General features: G+C 62.7%; 22 protein-coding genes. 9 read left to right on the top strand and 13 right to left on the bottom strand.

Annotated features, from left to right (window positions below):
* Positions 1–49: 49 nt before the first annotated feature.
* The 3 genes from F4827_RS25360 (at position 50) to F4827_RS25350 (ending at position 3,847) form a co-directional block, all read left to right on the top strand.
* Positions 50–1,957, top strand: a complete 1,908-nt coding sequence (locus F4827_RS25360) for an alkyl/aryl-sulfatase (protein ID WP_183727942.1) — start codon at positions 50–52, stop codon at positions 1,955–1,957.
* Between the two features lie 57 nt (positions 1,958–2,014).
* Complete coding sequence (locus tag F4827_RS25355) at positions 2,015–3,076, top strand: porin (RefSeq protein ID WP_183727940.1); 1,062 nt, start codon at positions 2,015–2,017, stop codon at positions 3,074–3,076.
* A 156-nt stretch (positions 3,077–3,232) separates the two neighbouring features.
* Positions 3,233–3,847: a glycine zipper 2TM domain-containing protein gene (locus tag F4827_RS25350; protein ID WP_183727938.1), complete on the top strand. Its 615-nt coding sequence runs from the start codon at positions 3,233–3,235 to the stop codon at positions 3,845–3,847.
* Positions 3,848–3,913: 66 nt separating this feature from the next.
* Here F4827_RS25350 and F4827_RS25345 read toward each other — a convergent pair whose 3' ends face one another.
* Together F4827_RS25345 and F4827_RS25340 are read right to left on the bottom strand one after the other, a co-directional pair.
* Positions 3,914–5,587, bottom strand: coding sequence for a long-chain-fatty-acid--CoA ligase (locus F4827_RS25345; RefSeq protein ID WP_183727936.1), 1,674 nt, complete (start codon positions 5,585–5,587; stop codon positions 3,914–3,916).
* A 53-nt stretch (positions 5,588–5,640) separates the two neighbouring features.
* A complete protein-coding gene (locus F4827_RS25340; RefSeq protein ID WP_183727934.1) occupies positions 5,641–7,557 on the bottom strand; it encodes an MFS transporter in 1,917 nt (638 codons plus the stop codon).
* Positions 7,558–7,748: 191 nt separating this feature from the next.
* Here F4827_RS25340 and F4827_RS25335 point away from each other — a divergent pair, with 191 nt between their 5' ends.
* On the top strand, positions 7,749–8,492 hold the full coding sequence (locus F4827_RS25335) for a helix-turn-helix domain-containing protein (protein ID WP_183727932.1): 744 nt from the start codon (positions 7,749–7,751) through the stop codon (positions 8,490–8,492).
* 25 nt (positions 8,493–8,517) lie between these two features.
* Here F4827_RS25335 and F4827_RS25330 read toward each other — a convergent pair whose 3' ends face one another.
* From F4827_RS25330 to F4827_RS25320, 3 genes are all read right to left on the bottom strand, one after another.
* Positions 8,518–9,048, bottom strand: coding sequence for a GNAT family N-acetyltransferase (locus F4827_RS25330; RefSeq protein WP_183727930.1), 531 nt, complete (start codon positions 9,046–9,048; stop codon positions 8,518–8,520).
* Positions 9,045–9,632: a helix-turn-helix domain-containing protein gene (locus tag F4827_RS25325; RefSeq protein ID WP_183727928.1), complete on the bottom strand. Its 588-nt coding sequence runs from the start codon at positions 9,630–9,632 to the stop codon at positions 9,045–9,047. The genes F4827_RS25330 and F4827_RS25325 overlap by 4 nt, the downstream gene beginning before the upstream one ends.
* Positions 9,633–9,789: 157 nt before the next feature.
* Entirely contained in the window at positions 9,790–11,046 is a 1,257-nt protein-coding gene (locus F4827_RS25320) for an MFS transporter (protein ID WP_183727926.1), read from the bottom strand.
* 192 nt (positions 11,047–11,238) lie between these two features.
* Between F4827_RS25320 and F4827_RS25315 the strand changes: the two genes are divergently transcribed.
* Entirely contained in the window at positions 11,239–11,622 is a 384-nt protein-coding gene (locus F4827_RS25315; RefSeq protein ID WP_183727925.1) for a nuclear transport factor 2 family protein, read from the top strand.
* 24 nt (positions 11,623–11,646) lie between these two features.
* Here the strand turns inward: F4827_RS25315 and F4827_RS25310 are convergent, their stop codons facing one another.
* The 4 genes from F4827_RS25310 to F4827_RS25295 are packed head-to-tail and all read right to left on the bottom strand — an operon-like array spanning position 11,647 to position 16,534.
* Positions 11,647–13,185: an efflux transporter outer membrane subunit gene (locus F4827_RS25310; protein ID WP_183727924.1), complete on the bottom strand. Its 1,539-nt coding sequence runs from the start codon at positions 13,183–13,185 to the stop codon at positions 11,647–11,649.
* A complete protein-coding gene (locus F4827_RS25305; protein ID WP_183727923.1) occupies positions 13,182–14,255 on the bottom strand; it encodes an HlyD family secretion protein in 1,074 nt (357 codons plus the stop codon). Before F4827_RS25305 ends, F4827_RS25310 begins: the two co-directional genes overlap by 4 nt.
* Before the next feature lie 12 nt (positions 14,256–14,267).
* Entirely contained in the window at positions 14,268–15,860 is a 1,593-nt protein-coding gene (locus tag F4827_RS25300; protein ID WP_183727922.1) for an MFS transporter, read from the bottom strand.
* Between the two features lie 5 nt (positions 15,861–15,865).
* Complete coding sequence (locus F4827_RS25295) at positions 15,866–16,534, bottom strand: antibiotic biosynthesis monooxygenase (protein WP_183727921.1); 669 nt, start codon at positions 16,532–16,534, stop codon at positions 15,866–15,868.
* 348 nt (positions 16,535–16,882) lie between these two features.
* Here F4827_RS25295 and F4827_RS25290 point away from each other — a divergent pair, with 348 nt between their 5' ends.
* Positions 16,883–17,797: a LysR family transcriptional regulator gene (locus tag F4827_RS25290; protein ID WP_183727919.1), complete on the top strand. Its 915-nt coding sequence runs from the start codon at positions 16,883–16,885 to the stop codon at positions 17,795–17,797.
* A gap of 20 nt (positions 17,798–17,817) precedes the next feature.
* Here F4827_RS25290 and mug read toward each other — a convergent pair whose 3' ends face one another.
* A complete protein-coding gene (gene mug, locus F4827_RS25285; RefSeq protein ID WP_183727917.1) occupies positions 17,818–18,345 on the bottom strand; it encodes a G/U mismatch-specific DNA glycosylase in 528 nt (175 codons plus the stop codon).
* Positions 18,311–19,318: a GlxA family transcriptional regulator gene (locus F4827_RS25280; RefSeq protein WP_183727915.1), complete on the bottom strand. Its 1,008-nt coding sequence runs from the start codon at positions 19,316–19,318 to the stop codon at positions 18,311–18,313. The genes mug and F4827_RS25280 overlap by 35 nt, the downstream gene beginning before the upstream one ends.
* 366 nt (positions 19,319–19,684) lie before the next feature.
* On the opposite strand from F4827_RS25280, the gene F4827_RS25275 reads away from it, so the two are divergent.
* From F4827_RS25275 to F4827_RS25265, 3 genes are all read left to right on the top strand, one after another.
* Positions 19,685–20,296 (top strand): DJ-1/PfpI family protein, encoded by a 612-nt coding sequence (locus tag F4827_RS25275; protein WP_183727913.1) that lies wholly within the window; start codon positions 19,685–19,687, stop codon positions 20,294–20,296.
* 13 nt (positions 20,297–20,309) lie between these two features.
* Complete coding sequence (locus tag F4827_RS25270; RefSeq protein ID WP_183727910.1) at positions 20,310–20,606, top strand: helix-turn-helix transcriptional regulator; 297 nt, start codon at positions 20,310–20,312, stop codon at positions 20,604–20,606.
* Between the two features lie 220 nt (positions 20,607–20,826).
* Complete coding sequence (locus F4827_RS25265) at positions 20,827–21,132, top strand: hypothetical protein (RefSeq protein ID WP_183727908.1); 306 nt, start codon at positions 20,827–20,829, stop codon at positions 21,130–21,132.
* A gap of 66 nt (positions 21,133–21,198) precedes the next feature.
* Here the strand turns inward: F4827_RS25265 and F4827_RS25260 are convergent, their stop codons facing one another.
* Positions 21,199–21,987, bottom strand: coding sequence for a hypothetical protein (locus F4827_RS25260; protein WP_183727906.1), 789 nt, complete (start codon positions 21,985–21,987; stop codon positions 21,199–21,201).
* A 120-nt stretch (positions 21,988–22,107) separates the two neighbouring features.
* Positions 22,108–22,410 (bottom strand): hypothetical protein, encoded by a 303-nt coding sequence (locus tag F4827_RS25255; RefSeq protein ID WP_311674312.1) that lies wholly within the window; start codon positions 22,408–22,410, stop codon positions 22,108–22,110.
* Between the last annotated feature and the right edge of the window lie 91 nt (positions 22,411–22,501).

Genomic DNA, 22,501 nt, shown 5'->3' with positions numbered 1-22,501 from the left:
GCGGGCGCGACGCGAACCGCGCGCCCTGTCCGGCAAATCCTCCGAAATCATGAACGACACCCTCCCCTTCCAGCGCGCGACGCAAGCCACCGCCGACGCCCAGATCGCTGCGCGACACGTCCTTCCAGCCGACGACCCGCTCGATATCGAAGAAGCCCAGCGCGGCTTTATCGGCACGATCCCCGATGCCGAAATCCGCGACGACTACGGTCGGCTCGTCTGGAGCATGGCCGATTACGCTTTCCTGGACGACGAGAGCGCGCCGCCTACGGCCCATCCCGCGTTATGGCGTCAGGCGCGCCTGAACCGGCTGCATGGCCTGTTCGTCGTGACCGAACGCATCTATCAGGTACGCGGATTCGACCTCTCGAACATGACGCTGATCGAAGGCGATCACGGCCTCATCATCATCGATCCGCTCACGTGCCGCGAGACCGCGAAAGCGGCGCTCGAACTCTATTACGCGCATCGGCCGCGCCGCCCGGTGGTGGCGGTGATCTACAGCCATAGTCATACGGATCATTTCGGCGGTGTGAAAGGCGTCATCGACGAAGCGAGCGTGCGCGCGGGCCAGTGCGCGATCATCGCACCCGAAGGCTTTATGGAAGAAGCGGTATCGGAGAACGTGCTGGCCGGCACCGCCATGGAGCGGCGCTCGCAATTCCAGTTTGGACAGACACTGGCGCGCAGCGCCTGCTGCCAGATCGACGCGGGCCTGGGCAAGACCATGCCGGGCGGCGCGGTCACGCTGATCGAGCCAACCCGGCTGATTCGTGAGGAAACCGAAACACATACGATCGACGGCGTGGAAATTGTTTTCCAGTTGACGCCGGATAGCGAAGCGCCCGCCGAAATGCACTTCTTCTTTCCACGGCTGCGCGCGCTGAACGTGGCGGAAAACGGCACCCGCACGCTGCACAATCTCTGCCCGCTGCGCGGCGCGCAGGTGCGCAATGCGAAGCTCTGGTCGCGTTATCTGAATCAGGCGATCGAGCGTTACGCGCTCCACGCCGATGTCGTGTTCGCGCAGCATCATTGGCCCACCTGGGGCACGGCGCGCCTGACGGGCTTCCTCGAACAGCAACGCGACCTGTACAAATATCTGCACGACCAGACACTGCGCCTGATGAATCGCGGCCAGACCGCGGCCGAAATCGCCGAATCGCTGGCGCTGCCCGACGCGCTCGCCGCGCAATGGCACACGCGCGGCTATTACGGCACGATCTCGCACAACGTGAAGGCGATCTATCAGCGCTATCTGAGCTGGTACGACGGCAATCCCGCGCACCTGCACGCGCTGCCCGACACGCTGGCCGCGCCACGCTACGTCGAGTACATGGGCGGCGCTCAGGCGATGCTCGAACGCGCGCACCGCGATTTCGAGCGCGGCGAATACCGCTGGGTCGCCGAGATCATGAATCGCCTGGTGTTCGCACAACCGGATCTGCGCGCGGCGCGCGAACTGGGCGCGGCGGCGCTCGAACAAATGGGTTTTCAGGCCGAATCGGCGACCTGGCGCAACGCCTATCTGCTGGGCGCTCGCGAGTTGCGCGAAGGACCGGGCCCGGCGGCGGGCCAGGTGATGCGCAGCCACGATCTCGTGCGCTCGCTCAGCGATGGCGCCTTCTTCGACTATCTCGCCGTGATGGTGAATGGTCTGAAGGCGCAAAACCTCGACATGCGCATGAGCTGGCATTTCACCGATCGCGATGCACGCTACGCGCTGACGCTCAAGCACGGCGCACTGACGTGGTCCTCGACGCCCCATCGCGACAGCCACGATCTGGGCATCGCGATGACACGCGCAACACTCGATCGCATCCTGCTGGGTGAAACGCAATTCGCTGCGGCCGTCGCCGAAGGCGATATTGCGCTCGATGGCGCGAAGGCGCTGTTCGGCGCGTTCCTGAAAACGCTGGAGAAGCCGGATGGACGCTTCAACGTCGTCGAGCCTTGATCGTAGATGGCGATTCATTCGTTATCCATACCAATCAAAATAGCATCGAGGAGACAGATGAAAAAGCTTCTACTGAGCGTTCTCGTCGGCGCGTTCCTTCCGGCGTGCGTCCACGCGCAATCGAGCGTAACGCTGTATGGCTATCTTGGCGGCGGCGTGCGCTGGACCAATGGCCTCAAGGGCGGCAGCGCCGTGGCCTTCAATAACAATATTCTGGCGGGCAACCGCTTTGGCCTTTCCGGCGAGGAAGATCTGGGCGGCGGCGTCAGGGCGATTTTCAAGCTGGAGAACGCGTTCAATAGCGGCACCGGCGCACTCAAGAATTCTGGCGTACTGTTTTCGCAGGCAGCCTATGTGGGATTCAACGGCGACTATGGGCGTCTGACGTTTGGACGTCAGGTAAGCGCGCATGAGTATTTTTCGATTCTCATCGATCCGCTCAATGGTCAGGGCCAGTCGCTCGCGGTTTCGCCCAACGCGCTCTACTACTTCAACTTCTTCACCTACGACACGCGCTTCAACAACACCATCAGCTACCTGGGGCGCGTGGGTGGATTGCGCTATGGTGCGAGTTATTCGCCCGGAGGCGTGGCCGGCAACACGCGCGCCGGCAGCAACCTTTCGGGAATGGCGCTGTATCAATGGAGCGGGGGCCTGGCAGGCTTCGGCTATCAGAAGCAATGGAACGCCAGCGCCACGCAGTGGGCCGAGACCTTCCAGGGCGGCGCCTCGCTCGTAATGGGCCCCGCGCGCCTCTTCCTCAGCTACGCTGATCTGCATGTGAGCGCCGCTGCGGCAGGCGCGCCGGAGCGGCACGACCAGATGCCGGGTGCAGGGATCGTCGTCTTGCCCACGTCGGCGATCCAGTTGACCGCAGCGGTCTACTACGACCGCGCAAGCCATCTGGCGAACGCGAAAAATGGCAACGGCCACAAACTCACCACTTACGCCGTCGCGGAGTATTTCCTTTCCAAGCGCTCCGAGATTTACGCCGAGGCCGATTTCAACGGATTATCGGGCGCGTATCGCAATGATGCGCTGAATATTTCGGCGCTCGGCATACGCTCGGGCACCGCGTCGACCACGGGCGTGTCGGTGGGATTGATGACGCGGTTCTAAAGCGCAATCGCGGCGCAGCGCGCCATCGGCAACAGACTTTACACGTTGTTACCCGCAGGTAGCGGACGGCTGGACAAGCATTCCTTATACTCCGCCGCATCCGTTACCCAACGACGGCACGCCGCGCAAATCGCGCGCTGCGCCGCAGACAACATCGTGATGCCCATGCTCTCTACCCGCTCTGCCCTGAGCGCCGCGCTCGTCGCCGCTACCGCCGTTTCGCTGTCCGCCTGTGTCGCGCCGGGCTACGGACCGGGCTATTCGTCGTATGGTTCGCAACAGGGCTATCAAGGCCAATATGCGCAGCCCGCGTATGCACAACCGGCCACCGTGCAACAACCGGCCTACGCACCGCCGCCTGCGCAGCCTTATGATTCGCAGAATAGCGGGCAATACAGCGGCCAATACAACAATCCGCAGTACAACAATCAATACGCTGCGCAATACGGCACGATTTCGGCGATTCACCCGGTCAGCAGCGCCACGAGCGCCGGCGGTGTCGGTGGCACCGTCGTGGGCGCGCTGGTGGGTGGGGTGCTCGGCAACCAGATCGGCCGTGGTCATGGCCGCGATGCCGCGACCGTGATTGGCGCGCTGGGCGGCGCCTATGCAGGCAACCAGATCGGTCAGCAAATGAGCGGTCCGGCAGGTTATCGCATCGACGTGCAGTTGAGCGACGGCTCGACGCGCGCCTTCGACGTGCCGACGCCAGGCGACCTGCATCCGGGCGACCGCGTGCAGATCAACGGCAGCCAGCTTTCGCGTTATTGATCTTTGCAACTGGCGCGAATCGTCAGCGGGCGTGACGATTCGCGCAGCCGCCCGGATATCGGACGCTCACGCGCGACCGTCGCGCAGTTCGCGACGCAGAATCTTGCCGATATTGCTCTTCGGCAGCGCATCGCGGAATTCGACCAGCCTGGGCCGCTTATAACCCGTCAAACGCTCCTTGCACCAGTTGAAAATATCGGCGTCGGTGATGGCCGGATCTCTACGCACCACGAAGATTTTCACGGCCTCGCCCGAGTGACGATCCGGCACGCCCACAGCGGCCACTTCGAACACGCCGGGATGCTGCGCCACCACATCCTCGATTTCATTGGGGTAGACGTTGAAGCCCGACACCAGAATCATGTCCTTTTTGCGGTCCACGATTTTCACCTGACCGCTTTCGTCCATGACCGCAATATCGCCCGATTTGAAGAAACCATCGGAAGTCATCACCTTCGCGGTTTCGTCGGGGCGTTGCCAGTAACCGGCCATCACCTGCGGCCCGCGAATACATAGCTCGCCCGCTACACCCACGCCCAGCACTTTGTTATCGTCATCACGAATCGAGACTTCGACAGAGGGCAACGGCAAGCCGATCGTGCCGCTCCAGGTCACGGAAACCGGCGAATTGCAGGTCACGCACGCCGAGGTCTCGGTCAAGCCATAGCCCTCCACCACGGGCACGCCGGTCTTTTCGAACCAGCGTCTGGCCACCGCTTCCTGCACGGCCATGCCGCCGCCCACCACGGCGAAAAGCTGCGAGAAGTCGAGCTTGTCGAAGTCGGCATGATCGAGCATCGCGTTATAGAGCGTATTCACCGCGGGGAACACGGTGATGCGATATGCGCGCAGCGTTTCGATCATGCCCGCCATATCGCGCGGATTGGGAATCAACACAGAAAGGCCGCCCGTATGGATGCTCAGCAATCCGCACACCGTCAATGCAAACACGTGATACAGCGGCAACGCGGCGACCGTCACATTCTGCGTGACGTCAGGACGTTTCGCGCGTGCCGGTTCGAGCCACGCCTGGGTCTGCAGCAGATTGGCGATGAGATTGCGATGCAGCAACGTCGCGCCCTTCGATACGCCCGTAGTGCCGCCCGTGTACTGGAGGAAGGCGATATCGTCGAGGCCCTGCTCCACGCGCTTGAACGGCAGGCGCGCGCCCTGCGCGATTGCGGCGTTGAAACTCGTGTAACCGGGCAAATTCCAGGCGGGCACCATCTTCCTGACTCGCCGCACCATGAAGTTCACCAGCCAGCCTTTCACGCCAAGCAGATCGCCCATGGTTGCGACCACAACATGTTTGACAGACGTGTGTTGCACCACCGCTTGCAGCGTGGTGGCGAAGTTCTCCAGCAGCACGATGGCTTCGGCGCCGCTGTCCTTGAGTTGATGTTCTAGTTCGCGCGGCGTATAGAGCGGATTCACGTTCACCACCACATAACCCGCGCGCAGGATCGCAGCCAGCGCGAGCGGATATTGCAGCACGTTGGGCATCATGATCGCCACGCGCGCGCCACGTTCGAGGCCCTTCGACTGCAACCACGCCGCCAGCCGGCGCGAAAGCGTATTGAGTTCCACATAGCTGATCGATTTGCCCATGCACGCGAATGCGGGCCGCGCGCCAAAATGCCGGAAGCTCTCCTCGAAAAGCGCCGTGATGGAGCCATAGCGCGACATGTCGATCTCGGCAGGCACGCCCGACGGGTAGGAATGGAGCCAGGGTTTGTTCATGGTGTGATTCGAGGCAACGAGAAAAGTATTCGGATCGCGTATCTGGCGGAGTTTCAAGGCTGCGCACCGCGCAAGCTCTGGACGATTTCCTGCAACCGTTGCGGCGACGCGTCGGCAGGGGCAAGCGGCTCGCCCACGGCCAGCGTGAGACGGCTCATCGCACCAAGACGCAGCGGACGCGGCATGCGGGCGCGCTCATCGCGTGAGAACACGCTGCCCCATAGCCCTTGCAGCGCCATCGGCACGACCGGCGCAGGCGTGCGGCGCAGGATTTCCGTGACGCCATGACGGAAGGTGTTCATTTCACCGTTACGCGTGAGCTTGCCTTCCGGAAAGATGCAAACCAGTTCGCCTTCGGTCAGCGCCTGGGCGCAACACGCATAAGCCTGATCGAGGAGTTCGGCATTTTCGTGCGCGGGGGCAATCGGAATCGCTTTCACATGACGGAACAACCAGCCGGCCAGCCGTGAACTGAAAATGCGGTAATCCATCACGAAGCGGATCGGACGCGGGCTTTCGGCCATGATTACGATGGCATCGACAAAGCTGACGTGATTGCAGACAAGCACCGCTGCGCCTTCATGCGGAATGCGTTGCGTATCGACAAGACGAATGCGATAAAACGTACGCACCAGCACCCAGGCAATAAAACGCAACATGAATTCGGGCACGAGCGAGTAAATGTACACGGCAATCGCGATATTCAACAGCCCGGTAATCAGGAAAAGGCCCGGAATTCCCACGCCCGCTGCGCCGAGCGCCACGCCCATCAGCGCAGAAGCAATCATGAACAACGCATTGAGAATATTGTTCGCGGCGATGATGCGGGCACGATGCGTCGGCTTGCTGCGGCTTTGAATCAGCGCATAAAGCGGCACGCTATAAAAGCCGCCAAACATCGCAAGCAGAAACAGATCGGCCAGCACCCGCCAGTGAGCGGGGGCGCCAATGAATTCGCTCACCGTTTGCAGATGGGCGTGCGCCGGCAACGCATGGCTCGCGAAGAACAGATCGATCGCGAACACGCTCATGCCGATAGAGCCAGGCGGCACGAGGCCGATTTCGATGCGTCCGCGCGAGAGACGCTCGCACAGCAGCGAACCCATGCCAATGCCGGCGGAAAACGTCGCCAGCAGCACGGTCACGACATCGGGATTCGCATTGAGCACATCCTTCGCGAAGCCGAAGAAAGACGAGAGAAACGTCGCGCCCACGAACCAGAGCCACGAAATACCGAGCAGGCCAAGAAACACCGTGCGATCCTCACGGGCGATCCGCAGATTGCGCCATGTCTCGCCGATGGGGTTCCAGTTGATGCGCAGATCGGGCTGCGGCGCGGGCGAAGCCGGCACACGCGCCGACACGATCCGCCCCACGATGGCCAGCGTCACGCACAGCGCCGCCAGCAGCATCGCACCCTGAGCGCCCGCAGCAGCGGCCGCGCCACCCGCCACGGTGCCCACCAGAATCGCCACGAAGGTGCCCATTTCGACGAGGCCGTTGCCGCCTACGAGTTCGGCATCCGCGAGATGTTGCGGCAGATACGCATATTTGACCGGGCCGAACAGCGTCGAATGCACGCCCATCAGAAACGTGCAGAGATACAGCAGCGCCGCGCCATGCAACAAGAATCCTGCGCCGCCGATCAACATCGCAACGATCTCGAAGCTCTTCACGAAGCGGGTGAGCGCGGCCTTGTCGAAGCGGTCGGCAAGCTGTCCGGCAGTAGCCGAGAACAGCACGAAGGGCAGCACGAACAGCGCGGGAATCACAAATGCGGCCGTTTTCGCATCGACGCCTGCGAAGCTTGACGTCTCGTAGGTCACGAGCGATGTGAAGCCGATCTTGAAGGCGTTGTCGTTGAGCGCGCCGAGGAATTGCGTCCAGAACAACGGCGCGAATCGGCGCTCGCGCAACAGGGCGAACTGCGAGGGTTCATCACGGCGTTCGCGGCTTGCAGTAGAGGTCATGAGTGGCTCGTGAGTGTGCGCAGGGAGTGTGCGGAATCAGCGGTCGGAGGGCGCGCGGTGCAGCTTGCCAGCGACATCGCGCGTGCGGCCAGAAGACGAAGCCAGTATGCTGACGAGGATCAAATCCGATGAAAAATCATGCTAGAGTGGCCGTCTCTGCCACCTGAAGTATCATTTTTCAATACTTTCCGATGAGCCAAACCGCCCAACTGATCGAAACGCTGAAGCGGCAACTGCGCGCGAGGCGGATGACCTACCGTGACGTCGCACAGGCGCTACGCGTTTCCGAGCCCAGCGTGAAAAGGCTGTTTTCCAAGGGGCGCTTTACGCTGGACCGGCTGGAAGAGATGTGCGGGCTGCTGGGTTTTACCGTTGCCGAGCTGGTGCAGGAAGCCGCGGCGACGGTGCCGCAACTGCGCATCCTCACTCAGGCGCAGGAGGCACAGCTCGTCTCGAACGAGCGGCTGCTGCTGGTGACGGTCTGTGCGCTCAATCACTGGACGCTCGACGATATCGTCGCGATCTACCGGTTCACGCGTGCGGAATGTCTCAAGCTGTTGCTCTCGCTCGATCGCATGGGATTGATTGCGCTGCTGCCCGGCGATCGCATCCGCCTGCTGGTGGCGCGCGATTTCGACTGGATTCCGGGCGGCCCGATCCGGCAGTATTTCAAGGCGCGCGGGCTCGGTGATTTTCTCGACGATAGTTTCGCGGGCGCGGGTGAATCGCTCGAATTCACCCAGGGCATGCTGACCGAAGCGGCGCGCGCGGAACTCGCGCTGGAATTGCGGCGGCTGCGCAGCAAGTTCGCAGCCTTGCACGATGAATCGGCATCCGCGCCGCTCACGCATCGGCGCGGTACCGGTTTGCTGATCGGCACGCGCGAATGGGAGCCGCGCATGTTTGCCGGATTGCGGCGTGAGATCGCCGACTGAAAAGATACGCCGACGATACCGATAATCAGCCGTCGACAGGATTGGCAGGCGTATCCAGTAGCAATTGATAAAACGCCAGATCGAGCCAGCGGCCGAATTTGAAGCCCACTTCCGGCAAGGTGCCAACGTGCCGGAATCCCAGCCGCTCATGCAAGGCAATACTGCCCGCATTGGTCGCGTCGATGGCGCCCATCAAGGCATGCACATCGTGCTCGCGCGCGGCGGCGATGACCGCGTCCATGACAAGGCGGCCAAGCCCCCGGCCGCGATGATCCTGGTGCACATACACGGAATGTTCCATCGTGTATTTGAACGCGGGAAACGCGCGAAAGGTGCCGTAGCTGCCAAAGGCCAGCAAGGTGCCGTTTTCGTCTTCCACACCGATCACCGGAAAATTGCCCGTGCGCTTGGCTTCGAACCAGGCCACCATCTTCTGCGCGTCGCGCGGCTTGTAGTCGTACAGCGCTGTCGAATTGACGATGGCGTCGTTGAAGATCTCCAGGATCGCATCGGCATGACGCTCGTGAGTGCATTGCACGATGATGGGATCGCTCATTTCGTTGTCCTTTGGGTCGTGGATACGGTCGTCAACGCAAGGGCGTAGCGCGCGGGCTTGCGCCCCGGGTTGCGAAAAACAATCTGCTGGTCCAGCACCATCGCCAGGCAGTCCCCGGCTTTCAGATGCCATACCTTTTCGCCAACGCTGATCGCCATCTCGCCTTCGAGCACCCAGACCTGCTGATGCGTCACGGCAAGGCGCGTCACGCCATCGAAGGTGACGCTCTCGCCAGGCGGAAAGCTCACTTCGACCAGTTCGAGCGGCGAAACAAAGCCCACCGGCGAAACATGGCGGCGCAGATAGCCGGTGGCGGGATCCCGCCACGTCTGCTGCTCCGCGCGGCGGGCGAGCGGCTGCTGGGCGTCGCTGGCCGCTTCCTCGGCGAATAGCGTGGCCATCGACACGCCCAGCGCGTGCGCCAGCTTGTTCAGCACCACCGCCGTGGGGCTGATCTCCTGGCGTTCGATCAGCGAGATGGTCGAGCGGCTCACGCCGCTGGCTTCGGCCAGATCGTCAAGGGTATGGCCGTGCGCCTTGCGCAGGTCGCGCACGCGTTTGGCAAGGAGGGCTTCGACATTCATAAATCCAGTATAATGGATTTCAATTCCACTGCAATGGAAATCGTGTGGCACGTATTGGTGCGTGCACCCGACGGCCATGTGGGCGAGATGCGCGATAAAAAAGGCTCTACCGGAAACGGCAGAGCCTTTTTTATGTCTGTTTTTATGGGCCCTCGCGTCAATGCTCCTGCTTGCGCGCCCATTGCGCGAGCCCCGCGCAGGCCACCAGCAACGCGCCGGTCGCAAAGAACACGGCATGCAGCCCCAGATGCACGCCTATCAAACCGCCAATCAACGGTCCGATCACTTGCCCGCTGAATTGCGCCGACTGCAACCAACCCAGCAAGCGTCCCGTTGACGATTCGTCCACGGAATGGCGCGCGAGTTTGCCGATCGAGGGCAACAGGCCCGCGAGCGTCATGCCCATCACCACGCGCAAGCCCCCAAGCTGCCACCAGTGCGTGACGAAGGCCTGCGGAATCATCGCCAGGCCCGTGAGCAGCAGACAGCCGATGATGACGCGCCAACTACCGATGCGATCAGCCAGCGAGCCAAGCCGCGCCGCCGTCAACATGCTGCCAAGGGCCGAGCACGCCATGACTGCGCCGGCCACGCGCGCCAGATGCGCGGCGTCGACATGCAGGCTGGAGATATAAACCGTGATGATCGGCTCGATCGACATATTGGCAAGCAGCACCATCATCGCGGTGACGAGCAGCGCCGCGACGACGCCCGCATTGGCGCGCCTCACCGCAGACGACGAAGCCGACGCCCGGTGCACGTGGCGCTTCGCATCGCGCTGCGCGTTGAAGTCTTCCTTCACCACGAAGATGGTGGCGAGCGCCGCCACCGCGATCATCGCGCCGCCTGCGAAGAATGTGCCGCGTATGCCGATCCAGCCCGGCAAAAAGCCCCCTACCAGCGGCCCGACCAGATTGCCCGCAAGCGCGCCCGTCGACAGAATGCCGAGCGCCCAGCCTGCGCGCTCGCGCGGCGCCTGGGTGCCGACCATCACCGTCGATGCCGACGCATAGCCGCCCACCAGCCCCGCGACGAGCCGCAGCGCCACCAGTTCGTAGACGTTGTGCGCGACGCCGATCAACGACATCACGATCGCCATGCCGATGGCCGCGCGCACGAGCATGGGCTTGCGGCCAAAGCGGTCGGCCAGTCGCCCCCATATCGGCGCGGTCGCCGCCGTGCCCAGAAACGTGGCGCTGAAAGCGATCCCCGACCACTGGATCACCGCCGCCTGCGAACTCACGCCCAGCTGGCGCACGTACAGCGGTAAAAACGGCAGCAGCATGCTCAGGCTCACCAGCGTCGTGAACGAGCCGAACACACAGACGACCAGATTGCGACGCCAGTACGGCGCATTGCGCTCGGCATAACCGGGCACTGCGGTATCGGCGGAAGACGTATCGAGCGTGCTCATTGCGCCCCCGATGTGACGGTTTTGACATAGCGTTGTTTCATGTCGATCACTCCTGGATCGCAACGTCCGGCGCATCGAATCCGCCTCGTCGCGACGTTTGCTACACTGCAAAGACAGCGCGCGTTAGCCCTGTATTTCAGGGGCCAAATGTGAATTCACCTACGCGCAAGCGCCTACACACGGAGACCTGCCATGCACGATCAGGCCATACGCGAAGCCCTGGATGCGCACTGGCAGGCATCGGCGGACGGCGATCTGGACGCGGAACACCGCATCTATGCCGACGACGCCATCTGCGACTACCCTCAATCCGGCGAACGCATTCTCGGCCGCGCGAATCTGCAGGCGCTGCGCGGCGCACATCCGGCCCGGCCATCGGGCTTCGACGTGCGGCGCATGCAGGGCAGCGGCAACCTGTGGATCACCGAATACACCATTCACTATGACGACCGTGTTGCATTCACGGTCAGCATCATGGAATTTCGTCACGGCAAGGTCGTGCACGAAACCCAGTATTTCTCCGAACCCTTCGCGGCCCCCGCCTGGCGCAGCCGCTGGGTGCAGATCGTTTCGTGACGGCACGACGCAACCGCGCGCGCATCAATGTGCCGCATATTGTCCGCCGTAAGTCGATTCCCATCCGCCGCCCAGGGCTTTGCACAGCGTAACGAGATTGGTCGCCGCAGCCATGCGGCTGTGCTCCAGATTGCTTTGCGCATCGAGCAACTGTTTCTGCACATTGAGCACGTCGAGGTAATCGAGCGCACCGGCCTTGTAACGCTGCTGCGCGATCGCCAGCGCACGCTCGTTCATGGCCACGGCTTCGGTAAGCCGGTCGCGGCGGCGTTGCTCGGCGTCGTACATCACCAGTGCGTCGTCCACTTCGCGCCATGCCTGCAAGACCGTCTGCTTATACACGATTGCCGCTTCCTGCTGCTGCGCTTCGCGTAACTGCAACGTGCCTTTGAGGCGACCGCCTTCGAAGATCGGCATGGTGATCGACGGCCCGACCACGAATTGCCCCGACGCCCAGCTCGCGAGACTGGAGAGCTGGAGGCTCTGAAAGCCAGCACTGCCGTTGAGCGAGATACGCGGATAAAAGTCTGCCTTCGCCACGCCAATCGAAGCGGTGGCGGCATGCAATTGCGCTTCGGCCCGACGAATATCGGGGCGGCGCTGCACCAGTTCCGAGGGGAAGCCGATGGGAATCTGCGCGGGCAGTGCAGGCACATCACGCGGCGCTGCAAGCATCTGACGCAATGCACCCGGCTCTTCGCCCAGCAACACGCCAATGGCGTTGATCGAAGTTTCGCAATGCGATTCGAGCATCGGAATCAGGCTTTCGATATTTTCCACCTGCGCCGAGGCGTTCGCGACATCGAGATCCGTCGTCACGCCCTCGTGCGCGCGAACCTGCGTGAGCTTCAATGCGTTATTCGCGATGTCGAGGTTTTCATGCGCGATCGTCAGCAGTGCCTGGGTATCGCGCAGCTCGATATAGTCGCGAGCCAGCTCCGCGCGCGCGCTCAACAGCACCGCGTTGCGATCTTCCCAGGAGGCGTCGGACATCGCGGTCGCTGCTTCCACGCTGCGCCGCACGCGGCCCCAGATATCGAGCTCCCATGACGCGTCGAAGCCGGCCTGATAGAGGTTATACGCGGGCGAGCCCTTGGAGCCAGGCATCCCGGCGACGCCCAGTGGCGCGCTGCCCGACGCCGATTGCGGCTGCGTCTGCGTTGGCGTCACGCCCAGCAGCGAGAGCACGCCGTTTTCGCTGCCGCGCTCGCGGTTGTACGAAGCGGCGGCGTCGAGTGTGGGCATCTGCGCCGCGCCCACCACGCGGCGTTGCGCGCGGCTTTGCAGCAAGCGTGCCGATGCAGCCGCCACGTCGAGATTGGCATCCGCAAGCTGCTGCTCCAGACCGTTCAGCACCGGGTCGTTGAACAAGCTCCACCAGTCCGGGGCGAGCGGCGCCTGAACGGGTTTGCTCGCCGCCTGTGCCGCTTGTGTGCGATCGAAGACTTCGGGCGTAGGCGACTGCGGCCGTTCAAAATTCGGGCCGACCGTGCAACCCGCCATGACAAGACACGCCAGGATCGTCAGGATGATGGCCCGGATGGAGGGATCGTTCGCCTTCATTTTGCTTCTCCTGTTTCGGGCTGATCCGCGCCGCGGCCCAGCGCCACTTCTGCTTCGACAGACAAGCCCACGCTCAACGCAGATACGGCAGCCTGGTCCGGATCGATGGTGATCTTCACCGGCACGCGCTGCACGACCTTGGTGAAGTTGCCGGTGGCGTTGTCCGGCGCGATGGGCGCGAAGCTCAGGCCGGTTGCGGGCGCGAGGCTATCGATATGGCCGTGAATCACCACGCCTGGAAGGCTGTCCACTTTCACGCGCACGCTTTCACCGGGCCGCATTTTCGTGATCTGGTTTTCCTGGAAGTTGGCGACCACATAGGCATCCGCCAGCGGCACGATCGCAAGCACCGGCGCGCCGGGCGTGACGAACGCGCCCACCCGGGCGGAGCGCCGGCCGATCTTCCCGTCCACCGGCGCGCGAATCTCCGTATAGGACAGATTGAGCTGCGCCTGATCGAGCGCGGCTTTGGCACGCTCCAGTGCGCCCGCCGCCTTGTCGCGCTGGGCGTGGAGAACGTCGAGATTCTGCCCGGTGGCCGACAACACGGCCTCATCGTGCGACTGCTGGGCGAGTTGCGCCGCCAGCGTGCTGGAGGCGCTTTGCTGCTCCTGCGCGGTGCCCGCACCGGCGTCGGACAGGTTTTGATAACGCGCGGCGTTGGCGCGTGCGAAGCCGATCGAGGCCTCGTCGGCGCGCAAGGTCGCGCGCGCCTGTTCGACCAGCGCAGGCTGGCGCGCGATCTCCGCATCGAAATTGGCCACCGACGCCTGCGCGGCCGCGACATCGGCTTGCGCGCTTCTGAGGGCGGCGCGATAGTCGCGATCGTCGATGCGCACGAGCAGTTGGCCCGCGCTCACCGATTGATTGTCGGCCACCAGCACTTCGGCGATCTGCCCGGCAACGCGCGGCGCAACCAGCGTGAAATCGGCGGTCACATAGGCGTCGTTGGTGGCTTCCGTATTCGAACCGGCAACCAATGTCGTGCAGGCCCATGCCGCCACGCCCGTCACGGCAACAAGCACGGCAGTCCGAATCACTTTGAGGCGAGAGAAGGTAGTCGTAGACATGGCATTCGTCCTTTATTTCGAAGAGTCCGGCGTCGTGCTCCACGGCGGATAGATACGCACCGGCAGCACGGGAACCAGCAAAAGCAACGCGACGGCAATACAGCCCAGCACGCGATAGAGATCGGCCGATGTCAGCACGACGGCCTGTTCGTGAATGCGATGTGCGAGTTCCAGCGGGGCTATGGCCGCATCGCTGCCCTCACTGGCAAGCCACGCACGGTTGCCCAGTTGATCGACCAGCATGCTTGAATGAAAATGCTCGCGCGCCGTGCCCAGACCCTCGATCAGGCCCGTCGCGATCGCGGCGGAAAACGTCTTGAGCGTGTTGAACATCGCCGAGGCAAACGGCCCTTCGGTGGGCGGCAAACCGGTGGTCACGCCCATCAGGATCGACATGATGATCATCGGCTGCGCCGCGATCTGCAGCGACTGCATCAGATAGAAGTTGCTGCGGATCCAGTCGGACGTCATGAAGCTGCCCATTGCGCAGGTCGCGATCATCAGCGCAAGCCCGCTTGCCATGACCCAGCGCGAATCCACCCGGCGCAGGTTCAATAGCGCGCCCGTCAAGGGCAGCGCGATCAGCAACGGAACAGCCAGCAACAAGGCCAGCGGCGCGCTCTGCAAGGGCCGGTAACCGTGCACCTTAGCCAGATACTGGCCCGGGATCGCGGCCATGCCCACCAGCAGAATCACGGTGCCCAGCAGCGTGGCGAGGCCATGGGTGAAATTGCGGCGCTTGAGCAATTGCAGCTTGAAAAACGGCACCGGCCGATACCACTCGTTGACGAGAAAGAGCGCGAGCAACACCGTGCCGCCGCCGAACAACACGCGAATCAGCGGAGATTCGAACCAGTCGAGGCGGTCGCCTTGCAAAAGACCGGTCACGATCATCGCGATCGCGGGAAACCCCGTGACGAGGCCGGTCCAGTTGAATTCGCGCAGGCGGTCGAGCTTCATGGCGTCGGCGGGCAGGCCTTGCTGGATTGCCGCGCAGCACAGCAGGCCCAGCGGCACGATCTGCCAGAACGCCATACGCCAGCTCACATACTCGGTCCACAGCGCTGCCAGCGGCGTGCCCAGCGCCGGCCCAAACGTTGCGGTGAGCGCATAGCCCGCCAGCCCGTAGAGCTTGATGCGCGGCGGCAGATAGCGCAGCGCGACGATAATCAGCATGGGCGGCAGGCAGCCGCCTGCGATGCCCTGCAGCACACGCAACACGTACAGCGCGGGCAGGTCGGGCGCGAACGGGCACAGCACGCCAAATAACATGGTGGCCATCACCGCCGCAATGGTGAAGCGCTTGAGCGTGAAGGTCACGCCCAGCCACGGCGCGAACACCATGATTGCCACGTTGCCCGCTTCGAACAAGGCGGTGAGCCATGTGCCGTCGTCGTGGCCGATCGAGAACGCGCCCTGGATGTCGGCCATCGCGGCTGCGGTGACCTGTTCGTTGAGGATCGCCAGCAACGAGGCCAGCAACATGCCGACCAGACCCACGGCCAGTCGCGCGGTAAAGCGTGTCGGCGTGGCGGCCGGTTGCGCGGCGCCGGCGGGCGACTGCGCGGCCGATATCGGCGTTGCCGGGGTATGGACGGTGTTCATGGCGATCAGCGCTGCGCTTCTTCGAAATACTGGGGCGCTTCGCGGCGATCGAACATGCCGTATTCGCGGATGATGCGGATGTGCCGCAGGCGCGCGTCCGCGGCGAGCGCGGTTTGACGCTCGAACGCTTCGGCAGCCTCCATATCGCGCCAGGTCGCCACCACGACCACGTCGCCTGGGGCCATCAACGCATCGAATGCATCCCATGCCACAAGGCCTGCGGCGTCCAGCGGCAAGCCGAGCGATTCGCGCACCGCGTCAGCACCCGCCTGCCTGACCCATGCCGCGTCGCGCGTCGCGTCGAGCAGGGTCACCGCTTTGCCCGCGCCCACTTCGGTCACGTCCAGGCGTTGCTCGGTGAGTGCCTCACCTTGCGGCACGCGTGTATCCGCCACCGTCTGTCCGATGCGCAGCCGGTAGTCGGCAAACACGCGATCGCGCGCGGCCTGCTGGATCTTGTGGTGCTTCGTGGTGGTGCGCCAGCGGATCAGGGACTTCTCATCGCGCCAGCTCGACAGCGAAAGCAGCCAGCCTTCGCGCGTCAAGCTCGCGTAGCGGTTGTTGTCGATAAAACCCTCGATCTTTTCGAGTTCGGGACGCAGCATTTTTGCCATGCCGAGATACGCATCGAATTGTTCGGGAGCAGGATTCACTTCAAGCATTGCGGAAAACATATCAACCTCGCTTGTGGGATTTGCGTTACTGCGTACTCGATGCAGTGAATCCATTGTCGAAGACAACGCACCTTTATTGAAGCTGAACCACGATGGCTTTTGGGCCATCGTGGGCGCGAATCCGGCCAGCGGATGGCGCAAGCTCCCGGCAGCGCAAAAGCCCCTTGAAAATGGCCTTCATGCGATGATTGAGCGCGATGAATACAGGTCATTGAAACGCGCTTTTGGGTCAATCGACAAAGCGCCATATCGCAGCCAGCGGCTCGCTGCCTACAATCGACTCATCAAATCTTTTAAAAATCGGATGCGTGCTTCGCTAAGGCGCACAAGCGGTTCTGGAGAGCCATCATGGACAAGTTGCGCGAGATGGAAGTGTTCGTCGCCATCGTCGATCAAGGCAGTTTTACGGCTGCCTCGGAGAAACTGAATATGTCCGCTGCGGCGGTCTCGCGCGCGGTCCATTCGCTCGAAGCGCGTCTTGGCGCGCACCTGCTGGCGCGCACGACGCGATCGGTGCGCGCCACCGACGCGGGCATGGCGTATCTGGAAACCTGCCGTCAGGTGCTCGATGCGATCACGGATGTGGAATCGAATCTCGCCGTGGATAGCGGGAATCCCGTCGGCACGCTGACCATTTCCGCGCCCGTGTTATTCGGACAACGATTTATCGCGCCGCTCGTCAATGCCTATGCGTTGCGTTATCCGGACGTCAACGTCAACGCCGTGTATCTCGATCGCCCGACGCGACTGCTGGAAGAAGGCGTGGATGTGGCGATCCGCATCGGCCATTTAGGCGATTCGTCGGCATTCGCGGTGAAGCTGGGTGCGGTGCGGCGGCAAACCTTCGCGTCGCCGGCGTATCTCGCCGGGCGAGGCGAGCCCATCCATCCGCGCGATCTGCTCGCGCACGATTGCGTGTCGTTCACCGGCGTGTCCCAGCCGCATGAATGGCTGTTCTATGAAAACGCCGTGCGATTGCCGGTGCGTATCCAGCCCCGTATGGTGGTCAATCTAGCGCCCGCTGCCGTTTCAGCCGCCATGGATGGCGTGGGCGTCACGCAACTGCTTTCCTATCAAGCCGCGCCTGAAGTCTCGGCCGGCGATCTGCTGCCGATCCTGCGCGACTATGAGCCGGACTCCACGCCGGTCAGCCTGCTGCATATGGAGCGGCGCGGCAGAAGCGGAAAGATCCGCTCGTTCGTGGAGTTCGTGACCGAAACGCTGCGCAAAAACACCTACCTTCAGGGCCCGCCGGCGCTGTAGCCGATACAGTCGGCAATACGCTAACGGCTCGCGGCGGCGATGCGCAATTCACGATACGCCGCCGCCAACGCATCCAGGCTGAAGCTGCGATTGAGTCCACTCGGATTGGGCAAAACCCATGCACGTGAGCCCGCAAATTCCGCGCTTTGCAGGCCCCACGCAATATCGCGCTTACCCGTCATTTCTGCGAGCGCCGTCTTGCCGAGAAAGGCGACGTAGCGCGGCGCATAACGGCGAATCTTCAGCTGGAGTTCCACTGCCGACGCCTGAATCTCGGCCTTCGACAATTCACTCGCGCGCGAGGTTGGCCGCGCCACGGCCGTCGTCAGCCCATAGCCGCATTGCGGCAAGCGATAGCCATCCGCAGGCCGGAATTCTTCGGGCGTAAAACCCGCCAGATGAAGCACGCGCCAGAATCGGTTGCCTCGCCCGGCAAAGTGCTGCCCGGTAGCCGCCGCGCGCATGCCCGGGTTGATGCCGCAAAACAGCACCGATAAACCGGGCTCGACGATATCAGGCAGCGAGGGCTGACAATCCGGTAATTGCATGGGGCTCGTTGAATGGCAAGTCTGCGCGGAAACGTTGGCGATATTGCTGCGGCGTCACGTTGAGCCGCCGTGCAAAGGTCGTGCGCATATGACTGGCGCTGTGAAAACCACATTGGTACGCCACGGTTTTGAGCGGCGCATCCGATTCTGCGAGCAGCTTTCTCGCCGAATCGACGCGCACCTGTTCGACGTAGACTGCGGGCGTCATCTTCGCATGCTTTGCAAAGACGCGCGAAAGCGTGCGTCGGCTAACCGCCGCTGCATTCGCCAGTTCGTCGATCGACAGCGCTTCGGTCATATGTTCGCTGACGTAGCGGTGCACCCGCGCGATTATCGGGTCTTCATCCTTGCCTGCGTTCATATACGGGCTGTACTGCGATTGACCGCCCTCACGCTGGATATAGACGACCAGCCGTTTGGCGACGCGCACCGCCAGTTCGTGCCCCCAGTCTTCCGCCACCAGGGCGAGGCAAAGATCGATGCCCGCCGTGACGCCGGCCGAGGTAAAAAGCCGACCGTCGCGCACGAAAATACGGTCGGACTGCACGTTGGCCTGCGGGAATTCGTCGGACAAACGCTCCGCATCGGCCCAGTGGGTCGTGACCTCGCGGGCGTCGAGCAAGCCCGCACGCCCCAGCACGAATGCGCCATTGCACACCGATCCGTAGCGGGCCGCGCCGCGCGCCTGGCGTTGCAGCCAGGTCAGAAACGGCGAGGACGGCCTGGCATCGGGCACACGCGGGCCGCCCGCGACCAGCAGCATGTCCCATTGCACGTCGCATTCGGCGAATCCGCACGAGACGGCAAGTTGCATGCCATTCGAGCAGGTCACAGCGCCCGCCTCGTAACCGACCAGCGAAACATCGTAATGCTGATGATCGGCGAGAAAGGTATTCGCTTCGGCGAACACATCGAGTGGGCCGGCAACGTCGAGCGCCTGCGCACCATCGAACACCACAATGGCGACTTTCATGCTGGAACCTTGGTCGGTAAGGAGGAATCAAGCGGGATTGAGCGGAAAATCCGGCGGTCATTGCGATGACCGTGACGCAGAGTAACGCAACGCCGGAAAGGCTTGCAGCCTGGCCCTGTAAAAAGACTTTTGCGCCTGTGTAATGAAATGGCAGACATGCCGCGTGGCCCAAAAAACGCGCTATCTGGCCGTTCAACGCACCAACGCGGCCCGCGCGCGGCGAGGCCGCCCACTACACTGTCCTCGTGTTGCAAGCGTCTCCTGCGCGTTATCAGCGCCTGGCGGCGTCAACTCCATCCAACCTATTGGGCGCATACAGCGAGGCCAACAGCCGCGCTTTCCATTGCGCCAGCGAGGAAATCGCACATGCAGGTCGCAATGATGCTTTATGCCGGTTTTCAATTGCTGGAAGTCAGCGATGCGATGGACGTGTTTCATGAGGCCAACCGACTGCACGAACAGGCGTTCTACGAGCCGCATCTGCTCGGGCCATCGTGCGGCAATGTGCTCGCCTCCAGTGGCGCCGCGCTTGCCACGGCAGACTGTTATGCGCACGCCACGAGTGCATTCGATATCGTCGTGGTGCCGGGATCGCCGCTCGCCGAGATGACGCCCGACCGTCGGCAAGTGGTTGAATGGCTGCGCCATGCGGGGGCCGCCACGCCGCGCATCGCCAGCCTTAGCGGCGGCGCGTTGCTGGTTGCACGCGCGGGACTGGCCGACAGGCATTGGATCACGACGGATCGGCGCTACGTAAAGCGCCTCGCCGACGAATTTCCCTCCACCCATGCGTTCGCCAGCGAAGCCTGTCTCAAGGACGGCAAGCTCTATTCGTCGGGCAGTGCGCGCGCCGGTTTGCATCTCGCGCTGGCGCTCGTCAGGGAAGACCTGGGCGCGCAGACTGCGGATCGGATCGGCGCTTCGTTGGGCTTGCAGTTGTCGGCGGCGAAGGCTCTGCCGCGCGTTCGAACCCACTAGACAGGACCCCGCCATGAACGCCGACCTGATCCACAAGGCGCTCGCCAATCCACTGCGCCGCGAGATCCTCGCATGGTTGAAGACGCCGCGCGAGGCCTTCGCGATGGGCTATATCGATCTGGGCCACGGCGTGCCGGTCAGCGCGATCCAGCAACGCAGCGGTCTTGCGCAATCGACTATTTCAGCCCATCTTGCCACGCTGGTCGATGCGAGCTTGCTGGTCACCACACGCGTAGGTCAATGGACCTTCCTCGCGCGCAACGAAGCGCTAATACGCGCTTTCGCCGCGCAACTCCACCGGCAACTTTAGGTCTTCGTACGGAGTCTGGGCTGCCCCGTCTTCCAGACGGATACTGAATGCCAGTCGCTTTTATTCAGGAATCCGACTTTAAATCGTCATTTAAAGCCCAGCTTATCCAAACCTTAAGGATTGCGGAAGTTACAAAAAATATACTTCTAAAGCGCATTTAAAGCGCCGCCGATAAAGCAAATGCCGTATTCCGGCGTTTCATTTAATCGGGAGAAATTCGATGGCAATTCAAGCAGTTTCCGGCCAGGCCGTGGCGACCCAGGTCGCAACGGCCACCACCACGAGCGGTCAATCGGCGCAAACCAGCGCCACGGCCCAGTCGTCCAGCGCCACGCAAACGCAAAGCTCGACGACGCCTGCACAAAACACGTCGTCGGCTTCCTATTCGGTCAAGATCAGCAATGCCGCGCGCGCGGCGTTGGCCGAGGCCACCGAGACCTCGGTGCAGACGGCGCAGGAAGCCAATCGCGGCGATCAGCAGGCGCAGCGCCTGCTGGCCAAAGAACACGCCAACAAGGTCGGCTAAGGGGGGAAGCGGCTCCCGCCTGCATGCATTGCAGCGGGAGCCTTGCTGTATTTCGCCAGGCGCGAATCAGCTTGTTCGCTGTGCCGCGCGTTGCGGAATCAGCACCATACAGGCCACGATAAACGCCAGCAGAATGCCCGAGGCGTACAGCCGGCTCACCGCCAGGCCGCCCTGCGCGACCGGCTTGTCGAGCAGGTCGCCCAGCGTCGCGCCCAACGGACGCGTGAGCACGAATGCGGCCCAGAACAGGAGCGTGCGCGATACGCGCGTGCCCAGCCACAGCAGCCCGACGATCACGATACCCACACCGAAGATGGCCGCGCCCACTTCGAACCCCAGCCCAAGGCCGCCGCGATCGTCGTCGGCGACCCAATCGCCCAGCGCGGTGCCCAGCGTCTGCGAAAACAGGATGGTGATCCAGTAGAACCATTCGACGCGGGGCGTGGCCACGCTTTCCACCGCCACCGTGCCCTCCGAGCGATACCAGATGCCCAGGCTCGCCGCCAGCAGCGCGACGATGACCGCGACGCCGCCGGGATAACCCACGCCCAGCGAGCGATCGCAAAAGTCCGCCAGGGTGGTGCCGAGCGTCGTGGTTGCGATGATGGTCGCCCAGTAGAGCCAGGCGTTGAAACTCTCCGCGCGAACCTGGGCGAACACCAGCGCAATGAATGCAGCAAGGAAAATCAGCGTGCCAACCAGATAACCGAGATTCAGCGACATGGTCACCCAATCGCCGCCGGTCTCGCCCAGCGTGGTAGCCGCGATCTTGATGATCCAGAAACCGAGCGTGAGCGCGGGCACCTTGCTCAGCGCATCCTCGGGAGTGAGCGTGACATTGGCGGTCGAATTCATGGGCGCGGTCTCCATCTTGCCGATGGTGGGAATGAAAACCTTCGACTGTATTCAACCGCGCCTTAACCCGACCTTAAGCCGCAAGCAAGGCCAACCTCTCCCGCACCCATGGCAACACGCCTATTGCTCCAGATCGCCAAACAGATCCGGCACCGAATGCGAGCTGGCCGGGTCGGGGACCGTCCCCGCTCTGACCTGAGCGAGCACATCCGCCGGCAACCATTGCTGTTCCAGCGCGCCCAGACCGCCTTCGATCAACTGCTGCAGAAAATAAGATGGCTTGCGGCCCGTGGTTTCGGCCAGCAACCGCAATCGGCGCTCGATCGCCGGATCGACGCGCACCGCGACGACTTTCAACTTCTCCGCACTCTTTTTCCTGCCCAACGTGTACTCCGTGCTTTCGTCTGCGTGGATGGCGCGCAATGCAATCGCCCATGAAAAAAACCCGCGAAAGCATGACGCATTCGCGGGTTTCCTGTAATCCTGACAAGGCTTTTAAAGACCTTGCCGGATG

It is taken from the genome of Paraburkholderia bannensis, assembly GCF_014200455.1.
Lineage (GTDB): Bacteria > Pseudomonadota > Gammaproteobacteria > Burkholderiales > Burkholderiaceae > Paraburkholderia > Paraburkholderia bannensis_A.
Note: the sequence above shows the minus strand (reverse complement) of the source record. Positions and strands in the feature narration are given on the sequence as shown.